We start from the raw sequence: 16,202 nt of genomic DNA on the forward strand, positions 1-16,202 counted from the left end.
GGCGTAGCGTCGGCGGCATGCGAACCAGGGTTGCCGAGATGCTCGGCGTCGAGTTTCCGATCTGCGCCTTCAGCCACTGCCGCGATGTGGTGGCCGCGGTGACCAATGCGGGCGGGTTCGGCGTCCTGGGCGCCACCGCGCACAGTCCCAGACGTCTGGACAGCGAACTCACCTGGATCGAGGAGCAGACCGGCGGCAAGCCCTACGGCGTCGATCTGTTGTTGCCGCCCAAGTACGTCGGCGCCGACACCGGTGGGATCAACTCCAGGCAGGCCCAGGACCTGCTGCCCGAGGAGCATCGCGCCTTCGTCGACGAGCTGCTGAACCGGTACGAGGTAGGTCAGGCCGCCGACGACGAACCGGTGCGTGGCGGTCTGAACATCTCGCCCAAGGGCTACGAGCCTCTGCTGGAGGTCGCGTTCGCCCACAACATCCGGTTGATCGCCAGCGCGCTCGGGCCGCCGCCGCGCGACCTTGTCGAGCGGGCGCACCGCCACGACGTGCTGGTCGCTGCGCTGGCTGGAACGACCGAACATGCGCGCCGGCACGCCGCGGCCGGGGTAGACCTGATCGTTGCCCAGGGCACCGAGGCCGGCGGACATACCGGTGACGTGGCCACCATGGTGCTGGTGCCCGAAGTGGTCGACGCGGTGGCGCCCACTCCGGTACTGGCCGCGGGTGGCATCGCCCGGGGCCGCCAGATCGCCGCGGCGCTGGCCTTGGGCGCCGAAGGCGTGTGGTGCGGATCGGTGTGGCTGACCACCGAGGAAGCTGAGACCGCGCCGGTGGTCAAGGACAAGTTCCTGGCCGCCACCTCCTCGGACACGGTGCGGTCGCGCTCGATGACCGGCAAGCCGGCGCGGATGCTGCGCACCGCCTGGACCGAGGAATGGGAGCGGCCCGACACCCCCGCGCCGCTGGGAATGCCACTGCAGACCGCCCTGGTCACCGATTCGCAGGTGCGGATCAATCAGGCCGCGACACATCCGGGCGCCAAGGCACGCGAGTTGGCGACCTACTTCGTCGGACAGGTGGTCGGTTCCCTGGACCGGGTGCGGCCCACCCGCGCGGTGGTGCTGGACATGGTCGAGGAGTACATCGACACCGTCGGGCGGCTGGAAAGCCTGGCCGACTGACCCCATCCTTGCCGCGAGCGTCCCTCGAATGCCGCTGATTGCGGGCGTTGAGCGCACATATGGGGTCGCTCGTGGCCTGACACGGGGCGCTCACCCGCTCAGCGCGAGCGTCCCCGAAATGCCGCAAAGTGCGGCCTCTGACCGCACATCTGAGGGCGCTCGCGCCCAACAGGGACCCGCACTGTGACATTGAACACGTCACAGTCGCCCCAGGTCAGGGCGCCTCAAGGCTGCGAGACAGCTGTGTGCCCGCATGGAGATGACATAAAGATCGCGAAACTGCGGGATGGCGCGTTGACCGGGCAGGGCCTGTGGTGCATTATCGGTCAGGCAAGCACCTCGTTAGGTGAGGCGGCTACACGAACATAGGCCACTGACCCCGAACGTCGAAAGACGCCCCGGGTCAGGACAGCTCTTCCCGGCTTAAGGGTTGAGCCCAGGTGGCTTCCGGTTTACCGGACACGTCGGGTAGTGCCAAAGCTCTGACGAGAGGGGTGCGGATATCCGGCGATGGTCGGATTCTGTTCTCCTTCGTGCACCCAGACAACATGTGTGTCGTGGCTGAGAGGAGGTGAGGGACGCATGAGTTCCAGTGGCAGTCCGGGTCGAGATCCGGATGTTTCGTCCCTGACCGGTCTTCGGCGCGACGTGTGCGGCTGAGTCGCTCACTTCCTCCGACCGGAACCGTTGCGGGACGGGACTTACCAAGATTCCTTTGAGGTCCACCTGTCAACGTTTGGTCAACCGCTAGGAGGCGATCATGACCGCTGCACTGTACGACGAAGTCACCACCCTCACCGCCGCACCACGGCTGCACGTTGTGCGCGACGTACCCGCGCCCACGAAGCCGGCCCGCCGCATCGAGGTCGCCGCCGCCGGCAACGACCCACTGGTCGACGGCGCCGCCCGCCTGCTCACCGTGCCGCTGCGGCACGTCTACGCCGCACTGTGGCGCATTGGTGTGCTCGAAGTCCAGGCGTGACGCATGGATATCGACCAACCGCGGACTCCGAGGGACTAGCCGACTGCAGGCGCGTCCTGCGGTGAGCCAGTCCCTCGGAGTCGTGCAGTTCCATTCGCCATTAGAATCCAATTGGCGTTGATCCGGCCATCACCGGGGAGCCTTCGGAAGAACAGCCGGTACGGCCCAGTAGAACCGAACGGGTGGGCCCGTCACAGCCCTCTTGAGCGGTCACGCGCCAGCGTGGCAAGCGGGGTGGTACCGCGGCGCTTGCGCACCAGCGCATCGTCGTCCCCGGCCAGAGGTGGCTAGAGGGAGACGACGTACGTGACCGATCGGGTTTATCCGAAACTCGCTGCCGGGGCGCCTGATTTTCCGGCCCTCGAACTCGAGGTGCTCGACTACTGGTTCCGCGACGACACCTTCCGTGCCAGCATCGCAAATCGGGACGGCGCAACCGAATACGTGTTCTACGACGGTCCGCCGTTCGCCAACGGTCTGCCGCACTACGGACACCTGCTGACCGGCTACGTCAAAGACATCGTGCCCCGCTACCGCACCATGCGCGGCGACAAGGTGGAGCGCCGATTCGGTTGGGACACCCACGGATTGCCCGCCGAGCTGGAGGTTGAGCGACAGCTGGGCATCACCGACAAGTCCCAGATCGACTCGATGGGGATCGCCGCGTTCAACGACGCCTGCCGCGCGTCGGTGCTGCGCTACACCGACGAGTGGCAGCAGTACGTCACCCGCCAGGCCCGCTGGGTCGACTTCGACAACGACTACAAGACACTGGACCTCAGCTACATGGAGTCGGTGATCTGGGCGTTCAAACAGCTGTGGGACAAAGGCCTGGCCTATGAAGGCTACCGGGTGCTGCCGTACTGCTGGCGCGACGAGACCCCGCTGTCCAACCACGAATTGCGGATGGACGACGACGTCTACCAGAGCCGGCAGGACCCGGCTCTGACGGTCGGGTTCCGCGTTCAGGGTGGCCCGCTGGACGGCACCTATCTGTTGATCTGGACGACGACGCCGTGGACGCTGCCTTCCAACCTCGCGGTAGCGGTGCACCCGGACGTGACATACGTGCATGTGCAGGCCGGCGAGCAACGCTACCTGCTGGCCGAGCCGCGGCTGTCCGCCTATGCGCGCGAACTGGGCGAGGAGCCCGAAGTGCTTGGGACACTGCGTGGCTCGGAGCTGCTCGGCACCCGCTATCTACCGCCGTTTGCCTATTTCCTGGACTCGCCCAACGCCTTTCAGGTCTTGCCGGCCGACTTCGTCACCACCGAGGACGGCACCGGTCTGGTGCACATGGCTCCGGCGTACGGCGAGGACGACATGGCGGTGGGGGATGCGGCCGGGATCAGGGCGGTCACCCCAGTCGACGCCAAAGGCCGATTCGATGCGACCGTGCCGGATTACCAGGGCCAGCACGTCTTTGCCGCCAACCCGCAGATCATCCGCGATCTGAAGAACCAGAGCGGGCCCGCTGCGGTGAATGGCGCGGTGCTGCTGCGGCACGAAACCTACGAGCACCCCTACCCGCACTGCTGGCGCTGCCGTAACCCGCTGATCTACCGCGCGGTGTCGTCGTGGTTCGTGCGGGTGACCCAGTTCCGGGACCGCATGGTCGAGCTGAATCAGCAGATCACCTGGTACCCCGAACACGTCAAGGACGGCCAGTTCGGCAAGTGGCTGCAGGGCGCGCGCGACTGGTCGATTTCCCGAAACCGCTACTGGGGCACCCCGATTCCGGTGTGGAAGTCCGATGACCCGGCCTATCCCCGCATCGACGTCTACGGCAGCCTGGATGAGCTGGAACGCGATTTCGGGGTGCGGCCGTCGAATCTGCACCGCCCGTTCATCGACGAGCTCACCCGACCCAATCCCGACGACCCGACCGGGCAATCGACGATGCGCCGCATCTCCGATGTGCTCGACGTGTGGTTCGACTCCGGTTCCATGCCGTATGCGCAGGTGCATTACCCGTTCGAGAACCAGGACTGGTTCGACGGTCACTATCCCGGTGACTTTATCGTGGAATACATCGGGCAGACCCGCGGCTGGTTCTACACGCTGCACGTGCTGGCCACCGCGCTGTTCGACCGGCCGTCGTTCAAAACCTGCGTGGCACACGGGATTGTGTTGGGCTCCGACGGCCAGAAGATGAGCAAATCGCTGCGCAACTATCCCGACGTGACCGAGGTGTTCGACCGGGACGGCTCCGACGCGATGCGGTGGTTCCTGATGGCTTCGCCGATCCTGCGGGGTGGCAACCTGATCGTCACTGAGCAGGGTATCCGCGACGGGGTGCGCCAGGTGCTGTTGCCGTTCTGGAACGCCTACAGCTTCTTGGCGCTGTACGCGCCGAAAGTCGGTGTCTGGCGCACTGATTCGGCGAATGTGCTGGACCGCTACATCCTCGCCAAGCTGGCGGTGCTGCGCGAGGACCTGACCGCGGCGCTGGATGTCTGCGACATCTCCGGCGCCTGCGAACAGTTGCGCCAGTTCACTGAGGCGTTGACGAATTGGTATGTGCGACGGTCGCGTTCGCGGTTCTGGGTCGAAGAGGCCGATGCGATCGACACGCTGCACACGGTGCTGGAGGTCACCGCGCGGTTGGCCGCGCCGCTGCTGCCGTTGATCTCCGAGATGATCTGGCGAGGCGTGACCGGCGGGCGCTCGGTGCACCTGACCGATTGGCCGCAGGCCGGTGAGCTGCGCGCGGATCCGGACCTGGTCGCGGCGATGGACCAGGTCCGGGAGGTGTGCTCGGCGGCGTCCTCGCTGCGCAAGGCCAAAAAGCTGCGGGTACGCCTGCCACTGCTGAAACTGACCGTGGCAGTGGAGCATCCGGAGACCCTGGCGCCGTTCACCGACCTGATCGGCGACGAGTTGAACGTCAAACAGGTCGAGCTCACCGACGCGATCGACACCTACGGACGGTTTGAGCTGACCGTCAACGCCCGGGTGGCCGGACCTCGTCTGGGCAAGGACGTGCAGGCTGCGATCAAGGCGGTCAAAGCGGGCCAGGGCGTGGTGAACCCGGACGGCACGCTGACGGCGGGTCCGGCGGTGCTGCAGCCTGAGGAGTACAGTTCGCGCCTGGTCGCGGCCGACCCGGAATTCACCGCGGCGCTGCCCGGCGGCGCCGGCCTGGTGGTGCTCGACGGGACCGTGACCCCGGAGTTGGACGCCGAGGGTTGGGCCAAGGACCGCATCCGGGAACTACAGGAGTTGCGCAAGTCGACCGGGCTGGACGTGTCCGACCGGATCAGCGTGGTGATTGCGGTACCTGCCGAGCGCGAGGAGTGGGCCGCCACGCACCGGGACCTGATCGCGGGCGAGATCCTGGCTACCAGGTTCGAATTCGGTGAGCCCGCGGATGCGACGGAAATCGGCGACGGGGTGCGGGTGGCGATAACCCGCGCGACCGGATAGGTTCCGCGCCGGCGCGGGGGGCGTGTTAGCCGAGGAGGCCGAGCAGGCCGCCCCCGCCCGTCTGGCCGCCGGTCCCGAGCAGGCCACCGCCGCCGAGCAGGCCACCGGTTCCGAGCAGGCCACCGCCGCCGAGCAGGCCACCGAGGTCTGGCAGGCCGCCGAGACCCGGTAGCAGGCCGCCGAGACCGGGCAGCAGGCCGCCCAGGTTTGGCAGGCCACCGAGACCCGGCAGCAGGCCTCCCAGCCCACCGAGCAGCCCGCCCAAGTCCGGCAGGGCGACGTCGGGCAGCAGGCTGCGCACCCCGTCCAGTAGACCGCCCAGGTTCGGCAGGGAACCGATGCCCGGCAACACGACTTCCGGCAGGGGCACCAGCGGACCGCTGATATGCGGTGCGCCGATGGCTTCGGCCAGTTGTTGCGGTGCGTAGAGCAGCAGACCGGGCAGGATGCCGCCGGTCGGCGTCCCGCCGAGGGGCACCGACAGCAGCGGGGTCGGACTGCCCAGCGGATTCACCACAAGCGTCGTGACGTCGAGGGGGGTCAGGATTCCGCCGAGCGGAATCTGCGCGGTCAGCGGCACAGTCACGCCGCTAAGCGCACCGAGCCCGAGCGGCAGGGTGACCCCCGGTAGGCCGACACTCCACATCACCTGACCATTGAGGAAGCCGTCGGTGACGACCGCCGGGGCGGTGAGGACCGCAACTAACGCCCCGAAACCGTCGCCGCTCTGTATTGCACTGCCGAAGGCCGACGCGACGGAATACATCGCGTTGGCCGTGGTGATTGGTGAGCCGATGAGATCTATACCCAGCGCGATCGGGAACCCGAAGAACGCGGCGCCAAGCTCCAACTGGCTGAGGGCGATCGGTGATGTCAACGGGTTGATATTGGTTCCGACGGAATACGAGAAGTCGGTAAGCGTGCCCAGCACATTCACGAAGTTCTGCCCGATTCGTGCCGGTATCGACGCGATGGGTGCCAGGTCCGCCAAAACCATATTCGCGGCCCCGCTGCTCAAGTGCTGCCCGGCATTGGCAAACGCGGTGGAGATTATCTGGCCGTAGCTGATCTGATTGGCGATGAATTGGCGCAAGAACGGGAACGGGTTGGCGGCCAAGCCGTTTCCGAGACTCTGCAGGTTGGCGATCGTGTTGGCGAACAGTCTCTCGTACGGTCCGGTGATCGCCGCCAGGCTCACCGGCGTCGGACCGGGCGTCGGTCCGAAAACGCCGGGCAGCAGCGCATTGAGCGACGGCAGACCAAGACCACCGAGTAACCCGCCCGGGTTGAACAGACCGAGTCCGCCCAGCAATCCGCCGGAGCCGCCCAGCAGCGCGGCGGGGTTGCCCAGCGCACCGGTCAGGCCATCCAGAATGGACGCTGCCGGCAACGCGGCGGCTGCGGCAGCTTCGGTACCCAGGTAGGCGCCGACACTCGCGTTGAGCACCCGGACGAACTCCGCGTGGAACGCGCGCGCCTGGGCGCTGACCGCCTGGTATTCCTCGCCGAATTCGGCGAAGAGCGCGGCGACCGCACCTGATACTTCATCGGTGGCCGCGGGCGCGATATTGGTCGTGAAGCCGGCCAGCGATTGGGAGACTTCGGATAGTGATCCGTTCACGCCTGCGAGATCTTGAGCGGCGGCTTGGACCCATTCCGGCACAACGACAAGTGACATAGCGATCTCCCTCGACCCGTGTCAACGTTAACCGGCATCCGCTGAGGGGGGATCACCATCGATAAAGCCAATTAAACATGCGTTTAATATTATATTTTAGGTTAACTAAAGACATCCCGGCACCGCGGCCGCGCCGAGCCGTTCTGAGCGCTCGCGCTCGGCCCCATAGCATCGACAACCGTGGAGTCCCGATGGGTGCTGCACCTGGACATGGATGCGTTCTTCGCATCGGTGGAGCAGCTGACCCGGCCGACCCTCAAGGGCCGGCCGGTACTGGTCGGCGGGCTGGGCGGTCGGGGAGTGGTGGCCGGTGCCAGCTACGAGGCGCGGGTGTTCGGCGCGCGCTCGGCGATGCCGATGCATCAGGCTCGCCGGCAGGTCGGTGCGGCCGCGGTGGTGCTGCCGCCCCGCGGCGTGGTGTACGGCGTGGCCAGTCGCCGTGTCTTCGACGCGGTGCGCAGTCTGGTTCCCGTCGTCGAGCAACTGTCGTTCGACGAGGCGTTCGGCGAACCGCCCCAGCTGGCCGGTGCGTCGGCCGACGAGGTGCAGACGTTCTGTGCAACGCTGCGCCGACGGGTGCGTGAGGAGACCGGTCTGGTCGCCTCGGTGGGTGCTGGGTCGGGCAAGCAGATCGCCAAGATCGCTTCCGATCTGGCTAAACCCGACGGTGTCCGGGTGGTCCGCCGCTCCGAGCAGCAAGAGCTGCTGAGCGGATTACCGGTGCGGCGGCTGTGGGGGATCGGCCCGGTCGCCGAGGAGAAACTGCACCGCCTGGGCATCGAGAAGATCGGGCAGCTCGCAGCGCTGGCTGACGCGGAGGTCGCCGACATCCTCGGTGCCACCGTGGGGCCCGCGCTGCACCGGTTAGCGCAGGGCATCGACGACCGTCCCGTCGCCGAGCGTGCCGAGGCCAAGCAGATCAGCGCCGAATCCACCTTCGCGGCCGACTTGACCACGCTGGACCAGCTGCGCGACGCGATCGAGCCGATCGCCGAGCACGCACACCGTCGGCTGCTCAAAGACGGTCGCGGCGCCCGCACGGTCACGGTGAAGCTGAAAAAGTCGGACATGAGCACGCTGACCCGCTCGGCGACGCTGCCCTACGCGACGACCGAACCCGGTGCGCTGGTGTCGGTGGCCCGCCGGCTGCTGCTCGATCCGTTGCAGATCGGGCCCATTCGTCTGCTCGGTGTGGGCTTTTCCGGCCTCAGCGACGTGCGCCAGCAGTCGTTGTTTCCCGACCTGGACCTGCCGCCGGAACCGGCTGAAGCGCACCAGGATTTCGAGACCCTGCGTGCGGTGCTGCTGACCGGGCAGGACGGCGGGTCCTGGCGGATCGGTGATGACGTCGCGCACCGCGACTTCGGGCACGGCTGGGTGCAGGGCGCCGGCCACGGCGTCGTCACCGTCCGGTTCGAAACGCGCGGCACGGGACCGGGCCAGGCCAGAACTTTCCCCCTCGACACCGCCGACCTGGCGGCCGCCAACCCGGTCGACAGCCTGGACTGGCCCGACTACGTCGAGGCACTGCGCGAGCACGTTCGGTCAACCCCAGCGGTCGAGGATGTCGCCCACGGGTAGGCCGGCGGCCAGCGTCGCCATCAGCAGCACCCGGGCCTGCGGCGGTGCCAGCCGCGGCACCAGCACCGCGCCGGCCTGCACCAGATCGTGGCCGGGGCCGTAACCGGCGCTCACCCCGCCGTTGGGCACCCGGGTGGACACCGCGACCGTCACCCCGGCGCGGCACAGGCGCCGGACACCGTCGACGACCGCGCGTCCGGCGTTGCCGGATCCCAGCGCCTGCAGCACCACCGCGCGGGCACCCGCGGCGGCGAAGGCGTCCAGCGCCACCGCGTCGCTGCCCAGGTAGGCCGCCGCGATGTCGACGCGCGGCGCGTCAGCAGCCGACAGCTCGCCGAGAAACGTCCGCTGCTTGGGGTGCGTCAAAACCAGATCGTTGTCCAACACGGTGCCGACCAGCTGCCCGGCGAAACCGCTCAAATCCTGGGTGACCTCCTTGCGCAAACCCAGCGGCTGCAACACCCGGCCGGCGAAGCACACCAGCACCCCCAGGTCGCGAGCCACCGGGCTGGCCGCCACCGCGACGGCGTCGCGCAGATTGGCCGGGCCGTCGGCGTCCGGCGCGTCCGCGCTGCGCATCGCGCCGGTCAGTACCACTGGGACGGGGCCGGCGTGGGTCAGTTCGAGCCACAGCGCGCTTTCCTCCATGGTGTCGGTGCCATGGGCGACGACGATCCCGTCGGCTCCACTGGCGACCGCCCGATGCATGGCCGCGCGCATCAGATCCCAGTCCGGCGGAACGAGTTCGGAACTGTCGACCGCCAGCACGTCGACGACGTCGAGGTCGATATCGACGTCGAATCCCGACAACAGTTGCGCGCCCGAGCGGGCGGGCCGGCGCACCCCGTCGGCGCCGGTGCTCGTCGAAATCGTCCCTCCGGTGGTGATCACGGCGACGCGCCCCATCCCGGCATCATCCCGCACGCCCGGCCCGGCACTGCTGGGGGATGATGGTGAGGTGCCTGACGAACCAACCGGATCCGCAGATCCGCTGACTTCAGCCGGTGACGCCGAGGAACCGCGCGCACCCGGGGCTGCCGCGCCGCGGCGGTTGCGGCTGCTCGTCTCGGTTGCGGCTGTGGTGCTCGCGCTGGACGTGGTGACCAAGGTGTTGGCGGTCAAACTGCTGCCTCCCGGTCAGCCGGTGTCGATCATCGGTGACACGGTGACCTGGACGCTGGTGCGCAATTCCGGTGCCGCGTTCTCGATGGCGACCGGATACACCTGGGTGCTCACCTTGATCGCGACCGGTGTCGTGGTCGGCATCTTCTGGATGGGCCGGCGGCTGGTCTCGCCCTGGTGGGCGCTGGGGCTCGGGATGATCCTGGGCGGTGCGATGGGCAACCTGGTCGACCGCTTCTTCCGGGCGCCGGGCCCGCTGCGCGGACATGTGGTGGATTTCCTGTCGGTGGGCTGGTGGCCGGTGTTCAACGTCGCCGACCCGTCGGTGGTGGGTGGCGCCATCCTGCTGGTGGTGCTGTCCATCTTCGGCTTCGATTTCGACACCACAGGTCGACGGAAAGTCAACGGCGACAACGCTATTCCGCCGGAACCCGAGAACGCGGGTGACTGAGCGCACGTTGCCGGTCCCAGAAGGATTGGCGGGCATGCGCGTCGACGCCGGGCTGGCCCGGCTGCTGGGACTGTCGCGCAGTGCCGCGGCGGCCATCGCCGAAGACGGTGGTGTCGAACTCGACGGCGTACCGGCCGGGAAATCCGACCGACTCACTTCGGGTGCCTGGCTGCAGGTGCGGCTACCCGAACCGCCGAAACCGTTGGAGAACAGGCCCGTTGACATCGAGGGCATGACAGTGCTGTATGCCGACGACGACATCGTGGCCGTCGACAAGCCCGCCGCGGTGGCCGCCCACGCCTCGGTCGGTTGGACCGGGCCCACCGTGCTGGGCGGCCTGGCCGCCGCGGGCTACCGCATCACCACCTCGGGGGTGCACGAGCGGCAGGGCATCGTGCACCGTCTGGACGTCGGCACATCCGGGGTGATGGTGGTGGCGCGCTCCGAGCAGGCCTATACCGTGCTCAAGCGCGCGTTCAAACAGCGCACCGTCGACAAGCGGTATCACGCACTGGTGCAAGGACATCCGGACCCTTCCAGCGGCACCATCGATGCGCCGATCGGCCGGCACCACGGCCCGGAGTGGAAGTTCGCGGTCACCAGCACCGGCCGGCACAGCATCACCCACTACGACACCGTGGAAGCACACGTGGCCGCCAGCCTGCTCGACGTGCACCTGGAAACCGGCCGCACCCACCAGATCCGGGTGCACTTCGCCGCGCTGCACCACCCCTGTTGCGGTGACCTGGTTTACGGCGCCGATCCGAAACTCGCGAAAAAGCTTGGCCTGCAACGTCAATGGCTGCATGCGCGGTCGTTGGCTTTCGCGCATCCGGCCGATGGCCGGCGTGTCGAGATCGTCAGCCCCTATCCGCCCGACCTGGAACACGCGTTGAGCGTGTTACGCGCTGAGGGCTGACACGTCCCCGCTCACTGGGTGTGGCACACGAAGTTGATGCCGTTGAGGTTCAGCGTGACCTCGCCCTGGTGCTCCCAGTACTCGGAGCCCTGCCGGCCGTAGCGGGCGCCGCTGCCCGACGGCTGGACGAACAGGATGATCCGGGTGCCCTTCCAGTTCAACACCGCCGCCTTGGGATCCAGATCGTTGTAGAACTGTGCGGTCAACGGACCGTCCCCGGGCGGACAGTTGTAGGTCACGACCGGCGGGGCGACCGTGGCCGGGTCAGCGATCGCCAACTCGACCAGCCGCGTCTGGTAGGCCTCCACCAGGCAGGTCCGGACGTCGACGCGGTCGGTGCAGCCGTCGCGCACTGTCATGAAAGCGTTCTGCGCGGTCGCGAGCGTGGACTGGTCAGCCCCGGGGCGTGCCAGTGCCTGCTGATACGCCGTCTGCGCCCGGCGGTCCAGGACGGTCAGTTCCGGGTCGTTACACACCAGCTGCTGGGCTTTGACGGTGGATCGGGCGCAGTCCAGGGCCGGTGTCGGCGAGGTGGTGGTGATGCTGGCCGACAGGCCCGGTGCGGCGCTCGCGGTCGACGAGTCCGGGTGCGACGGTCGCGAACCGCACCCGCCGAGCAGCACGGTGGCCGCGATCACGGCGACGACTGAGACGAGCTTGCCCGACATCGGCATTCGGTACCTATTCATCGGTCGATATCCTAGGTTGGCTTTATGACCTGTGTCACACCGTCCACACTGCCCTCAGGAGCAACTGTCAATGAATCTCGGTGATCTCACGAACCTGGTTGAAAAACCGTTCGCGGCCGTGTCGAACATCATCAACACGCCGAACTCCGCCGGGCGATATCGGCCCTTCTACTGGCGGAATCTGCGCGACGCCGTGCAAGGCCGCACACTCGAAGAGGCGGTCGATGGAAAGATCGCGCTGATCACCGGCGGGTCCTCGGGCATCGGCGAGGCGGCCGCACACAAGATCGCCGAGGCGGGCGGCATCGTGGCGCTCGTCGCGCGCACCAAAGAGAACCTGGACAAGGTCGCCGACGACATCCGCGCCAATGGCGGTACCGCCCACGTCTACCCGTGCGACCTGTCCGACGTCGACGCCATCGCCGAGATGGCCGATAAGGTCATCGAGGACCTCGGCGGCGTCGACATCCTGATCAACAACGCGGGCCGGTCCATTCGGCGATCGTTGGCCCTGTCGTACGACCGGATCCACGACTACCAGCGCACCATCCAGCTGAACTACCTGGGCGCGGTGCAGCTGATCCTCAAATTCGTCCCAGGGATGCGCGAACGCGGCTTCGGGCACATCCTCAACGTGTCCTCGGTCGGCGTCCAGACCCGGGCACCGCGGTTCGGCGCCTACATCGCCAGCAAGGCCGCGCTGGACAGCCTGTGCGACGCGCTGCAGGCCGAGACCGTCAGCGACAACGTCCGGTTCACCACCGTGCACATGGCGCTGGTGCGCACGCCGATGATCAGCCCGACCAAGATGTACGACAAGTTCCCGGCACTCACGCCGGACCAGGCCGCCGGCGTGATCACCGACGCGCTGATCCACCGGCCGCGGCGGGCCAGCTCGCCGTTCGGGCAGTTCGCCGCCGTCGCCGACGCCGTCAACCCGGCCGTCATGGACCGGGTGCGCAACCGCGCATTCGGCATGTTCGACGACTCGTCTGCTGCCAAAGGCAGCGAAAGCGATACCGACACAAAGGATCTCGACAAACGCAGCGAAACGTTCCTGCAGGCCACCCGCGGAATCCACTGGTGATGTCGTGAGCCTTCCCAAACCGAGCAAGCAATCGACCGTCGTCATCACCGGCGCCTCCTCAGGCATCGGCACCGAACTGGCCAACGGGCTGGCCCGCCGGGGCTTTCCGCTGATCCTGGTCGCGCGGCGCCGCGAACGCCTCGACGAGCTGGCCGAAAAACTGCGTGCGGAACACAGCGTCGACGTGGAGGTCTTCCCACTTGACCTGTCCGACAACGAATCCCGCGCAAAGCTGGCCGAACGGCTGCGCAACGAGCCGATCGCCGGGCTGTGCAACAGCGCGGGCTTCGGCACCAGCGGGCGCTTCTACGAGCTGCCGGAGGAGCGGGAAAGCGAGCAGGTCACCCTCAATGCACTGGCGTTGATGGAGCTGACCCGTGCCGTGCTGCCCGGAATGGTCAAGCGGGGCGCCGGTGCGGTGCTCAACATCGCCTCGATCGCGGGCTTCCAGCCGATTCCGTTCATGGCGGTGTATTCAGCGAGCAAGGCGTTCGTGCTGACGTTCTCCGAGGCCGTGCAGGAGGAGCTGCACGGTACCGGCGTGTCGGTGACCGCCCTGTGCCCGGGCCCGGTTCCGACCGAGTGGGCTGAAATCGCCAGCGCCGAGCGGTTCAGCATCCCGATCGCGCAGGTGTCCCCGAAGGACGTCGCCGAGCAGGCCATTGCGGGCATGCTCGCCGGCAAGCGCGGGGTGGTGCCCGGTGTGGTGCCCAAGATCGTCAGCACCGGCGGCAGGATTCTGCCGCGCAGCCTGCTGCTGCCCGGCATCCGGATCGGCAACCGGCTGCGCGGCGGCCCGAGTCACTGACCGGGCGTCAGCCCTGTCGCCACGGGTGGGCGTCCAGCCAGTTGGTGACCGTCGAGATCACCTCGGCGTTCGCGTTCTCGTCCTGCTGGCGTAGCTGGTCGACCAAAACCGAAATGCGTTGCAGCAGAGCACCATAAGCTGCGGCTGCGGCGCCTGCGTACTCTTCTGCCGCCTCGGCCTGCCAGGACGCGGAGTAGTGCGAGGGCAGGTTGTGCAGTTGCTCGGCGAGGTCTCGTGCCTCCGCCTGCGCCGTATCCACCAGGTTGCGCACCGTCTCGACATCCTCGGCCGGGCCCGCTTCCAGAATGCGGTCGAGTTCGCGCACGGTGGCCAGCGCCAACTCGATGGACCTGGTGTGGGTGGCCACCCCCAGCGGGGGCACCGGAAGCGCCAACAGGTTCGCCGCCGCCACACCGGGCTCGCGCACCCGCGCCGCTTCCTGAGCAGCGGCGGCCTGCTCGCGGGCCGCCGCCAGTTCGGTCGCCGATGTCGCGCGCAACTGCTCGATCTCGCTGTAAGCGCGGGCCACGGCCGCGCCGGCATTCTCGGCCTCGGCGCGGGCACGCGCCACCTCGGCCTGCGCTGCTTCGCGCAGGGCGGCGAGCTGCTGGCCGGCTTGCGCGCGCGCCTCCGTCAACTCTGCGGCCGACGCTGTGCGCACCTGCTCGGTCTCCGCTTTGAGCCGGGTCATCTCGGCCGCGGCGGCGGTGCGGAGCTGCTCGAGCTCTGCCTTGGCTCGGGCCACCTCAGCTTCGGCTGCCCGGTGCGCGGCGGTGATCGCACCGGTGGCCTGCCCGCGGGCCGAGGCGACTTCGGCCGCGGCATCGGCCCGGATCTGGTCGAGTTCGCGGCGCACTTCCTCCAACGCGCGCTCGGCGCTTTCCCGGGCAGTCGCGCGCTCGGCGATGCGCTGCTCAGCACGGGCTTCGGCGGCTGTGGCCCGCTCGTTGGCTGCGGCGATCTCGGCCGCGGCATCGGCGCGCACCCGTTCCAGCTCGGCGCGCACCTGCTCGAACGCCTGGCGCCCGGTCGCCCGGTCCGCGGTGCGCTCGGCGATGCGCTGTTCGGCGCGGCTTTCCGCGGCGGTGACCTGCTCGGTGGCCGTGGCGAGTTCGGCGGCCGTGTCGGCGCGCACCTGAGCGAGTTCGGCGCGTACCTGTTCCAGGGCCCGCTGCGCGGCGGCCCGCTCGGCGGCGCGTTCAGCCTTTGTTGTTTCCAATGTTGTTTCGAAGGCCTGCTGCGCGGCTTGCCGCTCGGCCGCCCACTGCTCTTCCTGCCGCGCGGCCTGGGCCTGCACTTCGCGTGCCCGCTCGCGCGCCGCGGTGGCCACCCGCGCCGATTGTTCAGCCTGCGCCCGGGCCATCGCCACGGCCGCCTCGGCGTCTTTGCGGCCTTGCTGCGCCTCCCGCGCGTGCGCCTCGGCCGCGACCCGCATGTGGTCGGCCTCGACCAGTCGCATCACCGGCGAGAGCCGCTTGCGTGCCGGGCCGGATCGATTTCGGTGCTCGACGAGGTCGCGCTCGCTCATCGCCGCCAGCGCCAGCAATGCCGCGGGCGGTTGCTGTCCGAGCCGCTCGGCGGCGGCAACCGAATCCGCGGCGGCGCGCAGCGTCAACGCCGCCCACTCCGCGGGGTCGAGATCCTCGATGTGTTGTCGTGTGGTGCTCACCCGTGCCGGCGCCTTCCTTTGCCGGCCGGTTCGATAGCGGCCTCATCGGTGGGTGCCGGGGGCTGGTCGGGGGCGGGGGGCTGGTCAGCGGGCGGGACCGACGGCTGGGATTCCCGGGGCTCGCGGGCAGCCGGCGCGTCCCGTCGCGGCGGAGATTGCCGCGCCGCGAGCTGAGACAGCGGTCCAGCCTGCTGCGCCAACACCAGGGAGAACTGGTTGAGGTACACCGTCACCGACCGGGCCAGCGTCTCGTCCCCGAGGAACTCGGCGTCACGCAGCAGCCCGCGCAGCATCTCCAGTGCCAGCTCGGGCCCCAGACCCAGGGTGGCGTTCTCGTGTGCTGCCGGTTCGATCCCCGCGGTCTCCACCACCCACACCAGCCGTTGCCAGCAGCGGTCCAGGGCCGCGCTGCGCTGCGCGTCTTCGCGAAGCTCCTGATGATGCCGGTCACGCTGGTCCTGCTGCAGCGCTTCACGTTTGGCGGCCCGGCGCGCGGCGATGAATGCGATGACCGCCAGAATGATCGCCACCGTCAGGGCAGCCACACCGCCGAATCCCGCCGACGTCAGGAAGTCGCGCGCGGGAGGGAGGGCCCCTTCCGCCACAAAATGACGCTCGTGCAAGCTCATGGCTCGGACCGTATCAAACGGGCCC

The 16,202-nt window shown here is 68.3% G+C and carries 13 protein-coding genes and 1 riboswitch; of the genes, 8 read left to right on the forward strand and 5 right to left on the reverse strand.

Annotated elements, in window-relative coordinates; all coding sequences use genetic code 11:
• The first annotated feature begins 17 nt into the window (after positions 1-17).
• From ACZYZ9_RS05225 to ileS, 3 genes are all read left to right on the forward strand, one after another.
• Complete coding sequence (locus tag ACZYZ9_RS05225; protein WP_463825143.1) at positions 18-1,136, forward strand: nitronate monooxygenase; 1,119 nt, start codon at positions 18-20, stop codon at positions 1,134-1,136.
• 331 nt (positions 1,137-1,467) lie between these two features.
• Positions 1,468-1,637, forward strand: a riboswitch (M-box (ykoK) riboswitch).
• 259 nt (positions 1,638-1,896) lie between these two features.
• Positions 1,897-2,118: an Rv1535 family protein gene (locus ACZYZ9_RS05230; RefSeq protein WP_463825145.1), complete on the forward strand. Its 222-nt coding sequence runs from the start codon at positions 1,897-1,899 to the stop codon at positions 2,116-2,118.
• 306 nt (positions 2,119-2,424) lie between these two features.
• Positions 2,425-5,544, forward strand: coding sequence for an isoleucine--tRNA ligase (gene ileS / locus ACZYZ9_RS05235; RefSeq protein ID WP_463825146.1), 3,120 nt, complete (start codon positions 2,425-2,427; stop codon positions 5,542-5,544).
• Positions 5,545-5,569: 25 nt separating this feature from the next.
• Here ileS and ACZYZ9_RS05240 read toward each other — a convergent pair whose 3' ends face one another.
• Positions 5,570-7,222, reverse strand: coding sequence for a PE domain-containing protein (locus ACZYZ9_RS05240; protein WP_463825147.1), 1,653 nt, complete (start codon positions 7,220-7,222; stop codon positions 5,570-5,572).
• A 180-nt stretch (positions 7,223-7,402) separates the two neighbouring features.
• Here ACZYZ9_RS05240 and ACZYZ9_RS05245 point away from each other — a divergent pair, with 180 nt between their 5' ends.
• Entirely contained in the window at positions 7,403-8,803 is a 1,401-nt protein-coding gene (locus tag ACZYZ9_RS05245) for a DNA polymerase IV (RefSeq protein WP_463825148.1), read from the forward strand.
• On the opposite strand, the gene ACZYZ9_RS05250 is transcribed toward ACZYZ9_RS05245, so the two are convergent.
• Entirely contained in the window at positions 8,768-9,709 is a 942-nt protein-coding gene (locus tag ACZYZ9_RS05250) for an asparaginase domain-containing protein (protein ID WP_463825149.1), read from the reverse strand. The genes ACZYZ9_RS05245 and ACZYZ9_RS05250 overlap by 36 nt on opposite strands.
• A gap of 52 nt (positions 9,710-9,761) precedes the next feature.
• On the opposite strand from ACZYZ9_RS05250, the gene lspA reads away from it, so the two are divergent.
• Entirely contained in the window at positions 9,762-10,376 is a 615-nt protein-coding gene (gene lspA, locus ACZYZ9_RS05255; protein WP_463825150.1) for a signal peptidase II, read from the forward strand.
• 34 nt (positions 10,377-10,410) lie between these two features.
• Positions 10,411-11,295: an RluA family pseudouridine synthase gene (locus ACZYZ9_RS05260; RefSeq protein WP_463825151.1), complete on the forward strand. Its 885-nt coding sequence runs from the start codon at positions 10,411-10,413 to the stop codon at positions 11,293-11,295.
• 11 nt (positions 11,296-11,306) lie between these two features.
• Here ACZYZ9_RS05260 and ACZYZ9_RS05265 read toward each other — a convergent pair whose 3' ends face one another.
• On the reverse strand, positions 11,307-11,984 hold the full coding sequence (locus ACZYZ9_RS05265; RefSeq protein WP_463825152.1) for an MliC family protein: 678 nt from the start codon (positions 11,982-11,984) through the stop codon (positions 11,307-11,309).
• A 70-nt stretch (positions 11,985-12,054) separates the two neighbouring features.
• On the opposite strand from ACZYZ9_RS05265, the gene ACZYZ9_RS05270 reads away from it, so the two are divergent.
• Both ACZYZ9_RS05270 and ACZYZ9_RS05275 read left to right on the forward strand, forming a co-directional pair.
• Positions 12,055-13,071: an SDR family NAD(P)-dependent oxidoreductase gene (locus ACZYZ9_RS05270; protein WP_463825153.1), complete on the forward strand. Its 1,017-nt coding sequence runs from the start codon at positions 12,055-12,057 to the stop codon at positions 13,069-13,071.
• A 4-nt stretch (positions 13,072-13,075) separates the two neighbouring features.
• Positions 13,076-13,879 (forward strand): SDR family NAD(P)-dependent oxidoreductase, encoded by an 804-nt coding sequence (locus tag ACZYZ9_RS05275; RefSeq protein WP_463825154.1) that lies wholly within the window; start codon positions 13,076-13,078, stop codon positions 13,877-13,879.
• A 7-nt stretch (positions 13,880-13,886) separates the two neighbouring features.
• On the opposite strand, the gene ACZYZ9_RS05280 is transcribed toward ACZYZ9_RS05275, so the two are convergent.
• On the reverse strand, positions 13,887-15,548 hold the full coding sequence (locus ACZYZ9_RS05280) for a coiled-coil domain-containing protein (protein WP_463825155.1): 1,662 nt from the start codon (positions 15,546-15,548) through the stop codon (positions 13,887-13,889).
• Positions 15,545-16,177 (reverse strand): hypothetical protein, encoded by a 633-nt coding sequence (locus ACZYZ9_RS05285; RefSeq protein ID WP_463825156.1) that lies wholly within the window; start codon positions 16,175-16,177, stop codon positions 15,545-15,547. Before ACZYZ9_RS05285 ends, ACZYZ9_RS05280 begins: the two co-directional genes overlap by 4 nt.
• Positions 16,178-16,202 lie beyond the last annotated feature (25 nt).

The sequence above is a fragment of the Mycobacterium sp. IDUB_28 genome, assembly GCF_055419285.1.

Bases quoted from the DNA above. Each gene is read 5' to 3' on its own strand.
- ACZYZ9_RS05265 (WP_463825152.1), bottom strand. From the start codon at position 11,984: ATGAATAGGTACCGAATGCCGATGTCGGGCAAGCTCGTCTCAGTCGTC.
- ACZYZ9_RS05270 (WP_463825153.1), top strand. From the start codon at position 12,055: ATGAATCTCGGTGATCTCACGAACCTGGTTGAAAAACCGTTCGCGGCC.
- ACZYZ9_RS05285 (WP_463825156.1), bottom strand. From the start codon at position 16,177: ATGAGCTTGCACGAGCGTCATTTTGTGGCGGAAGGGGCCCTCCCTCCC.
- ACZYZ9_RS05260 (WP_463825151.1), top strand. From the start codon at position 10,411: ATGCGCGTCGACGCCGGGCTGGCCCGGCTGCTGGGACTGTCGCGCAGT.
- ACZYZ9_RS05250 (WP_463825149.1), bottom strand. From the start codon at position 9,709: ATGGGGCGCGTCGCCGTGATCACCACCGGAGGGACGATTTCGACGAGC.
- ACZYZ9_RS05225 (WP_463825143.1), top strand. From the start codon at position 18: ATGCGAACCAGGGTTGCCGAGATGCTCGGCGTCGAGTTTCCGATCTGC.
- ACZYZ9_RS05240 (WP_463825147.1), bottom strand. From the start codon at position 7,222: ATGTCACTTGTCGTTGTGCCGGAATGGGTCCAAGCCGCCGCTCAAGAT.
- ACZYZ9_RS05230 (WP_463825145.1), top strand. From the start codon at position 1,897: ATGACCGCTGCACTGTACGACGAAGTCACCACCCTCACCGCCGCACCA.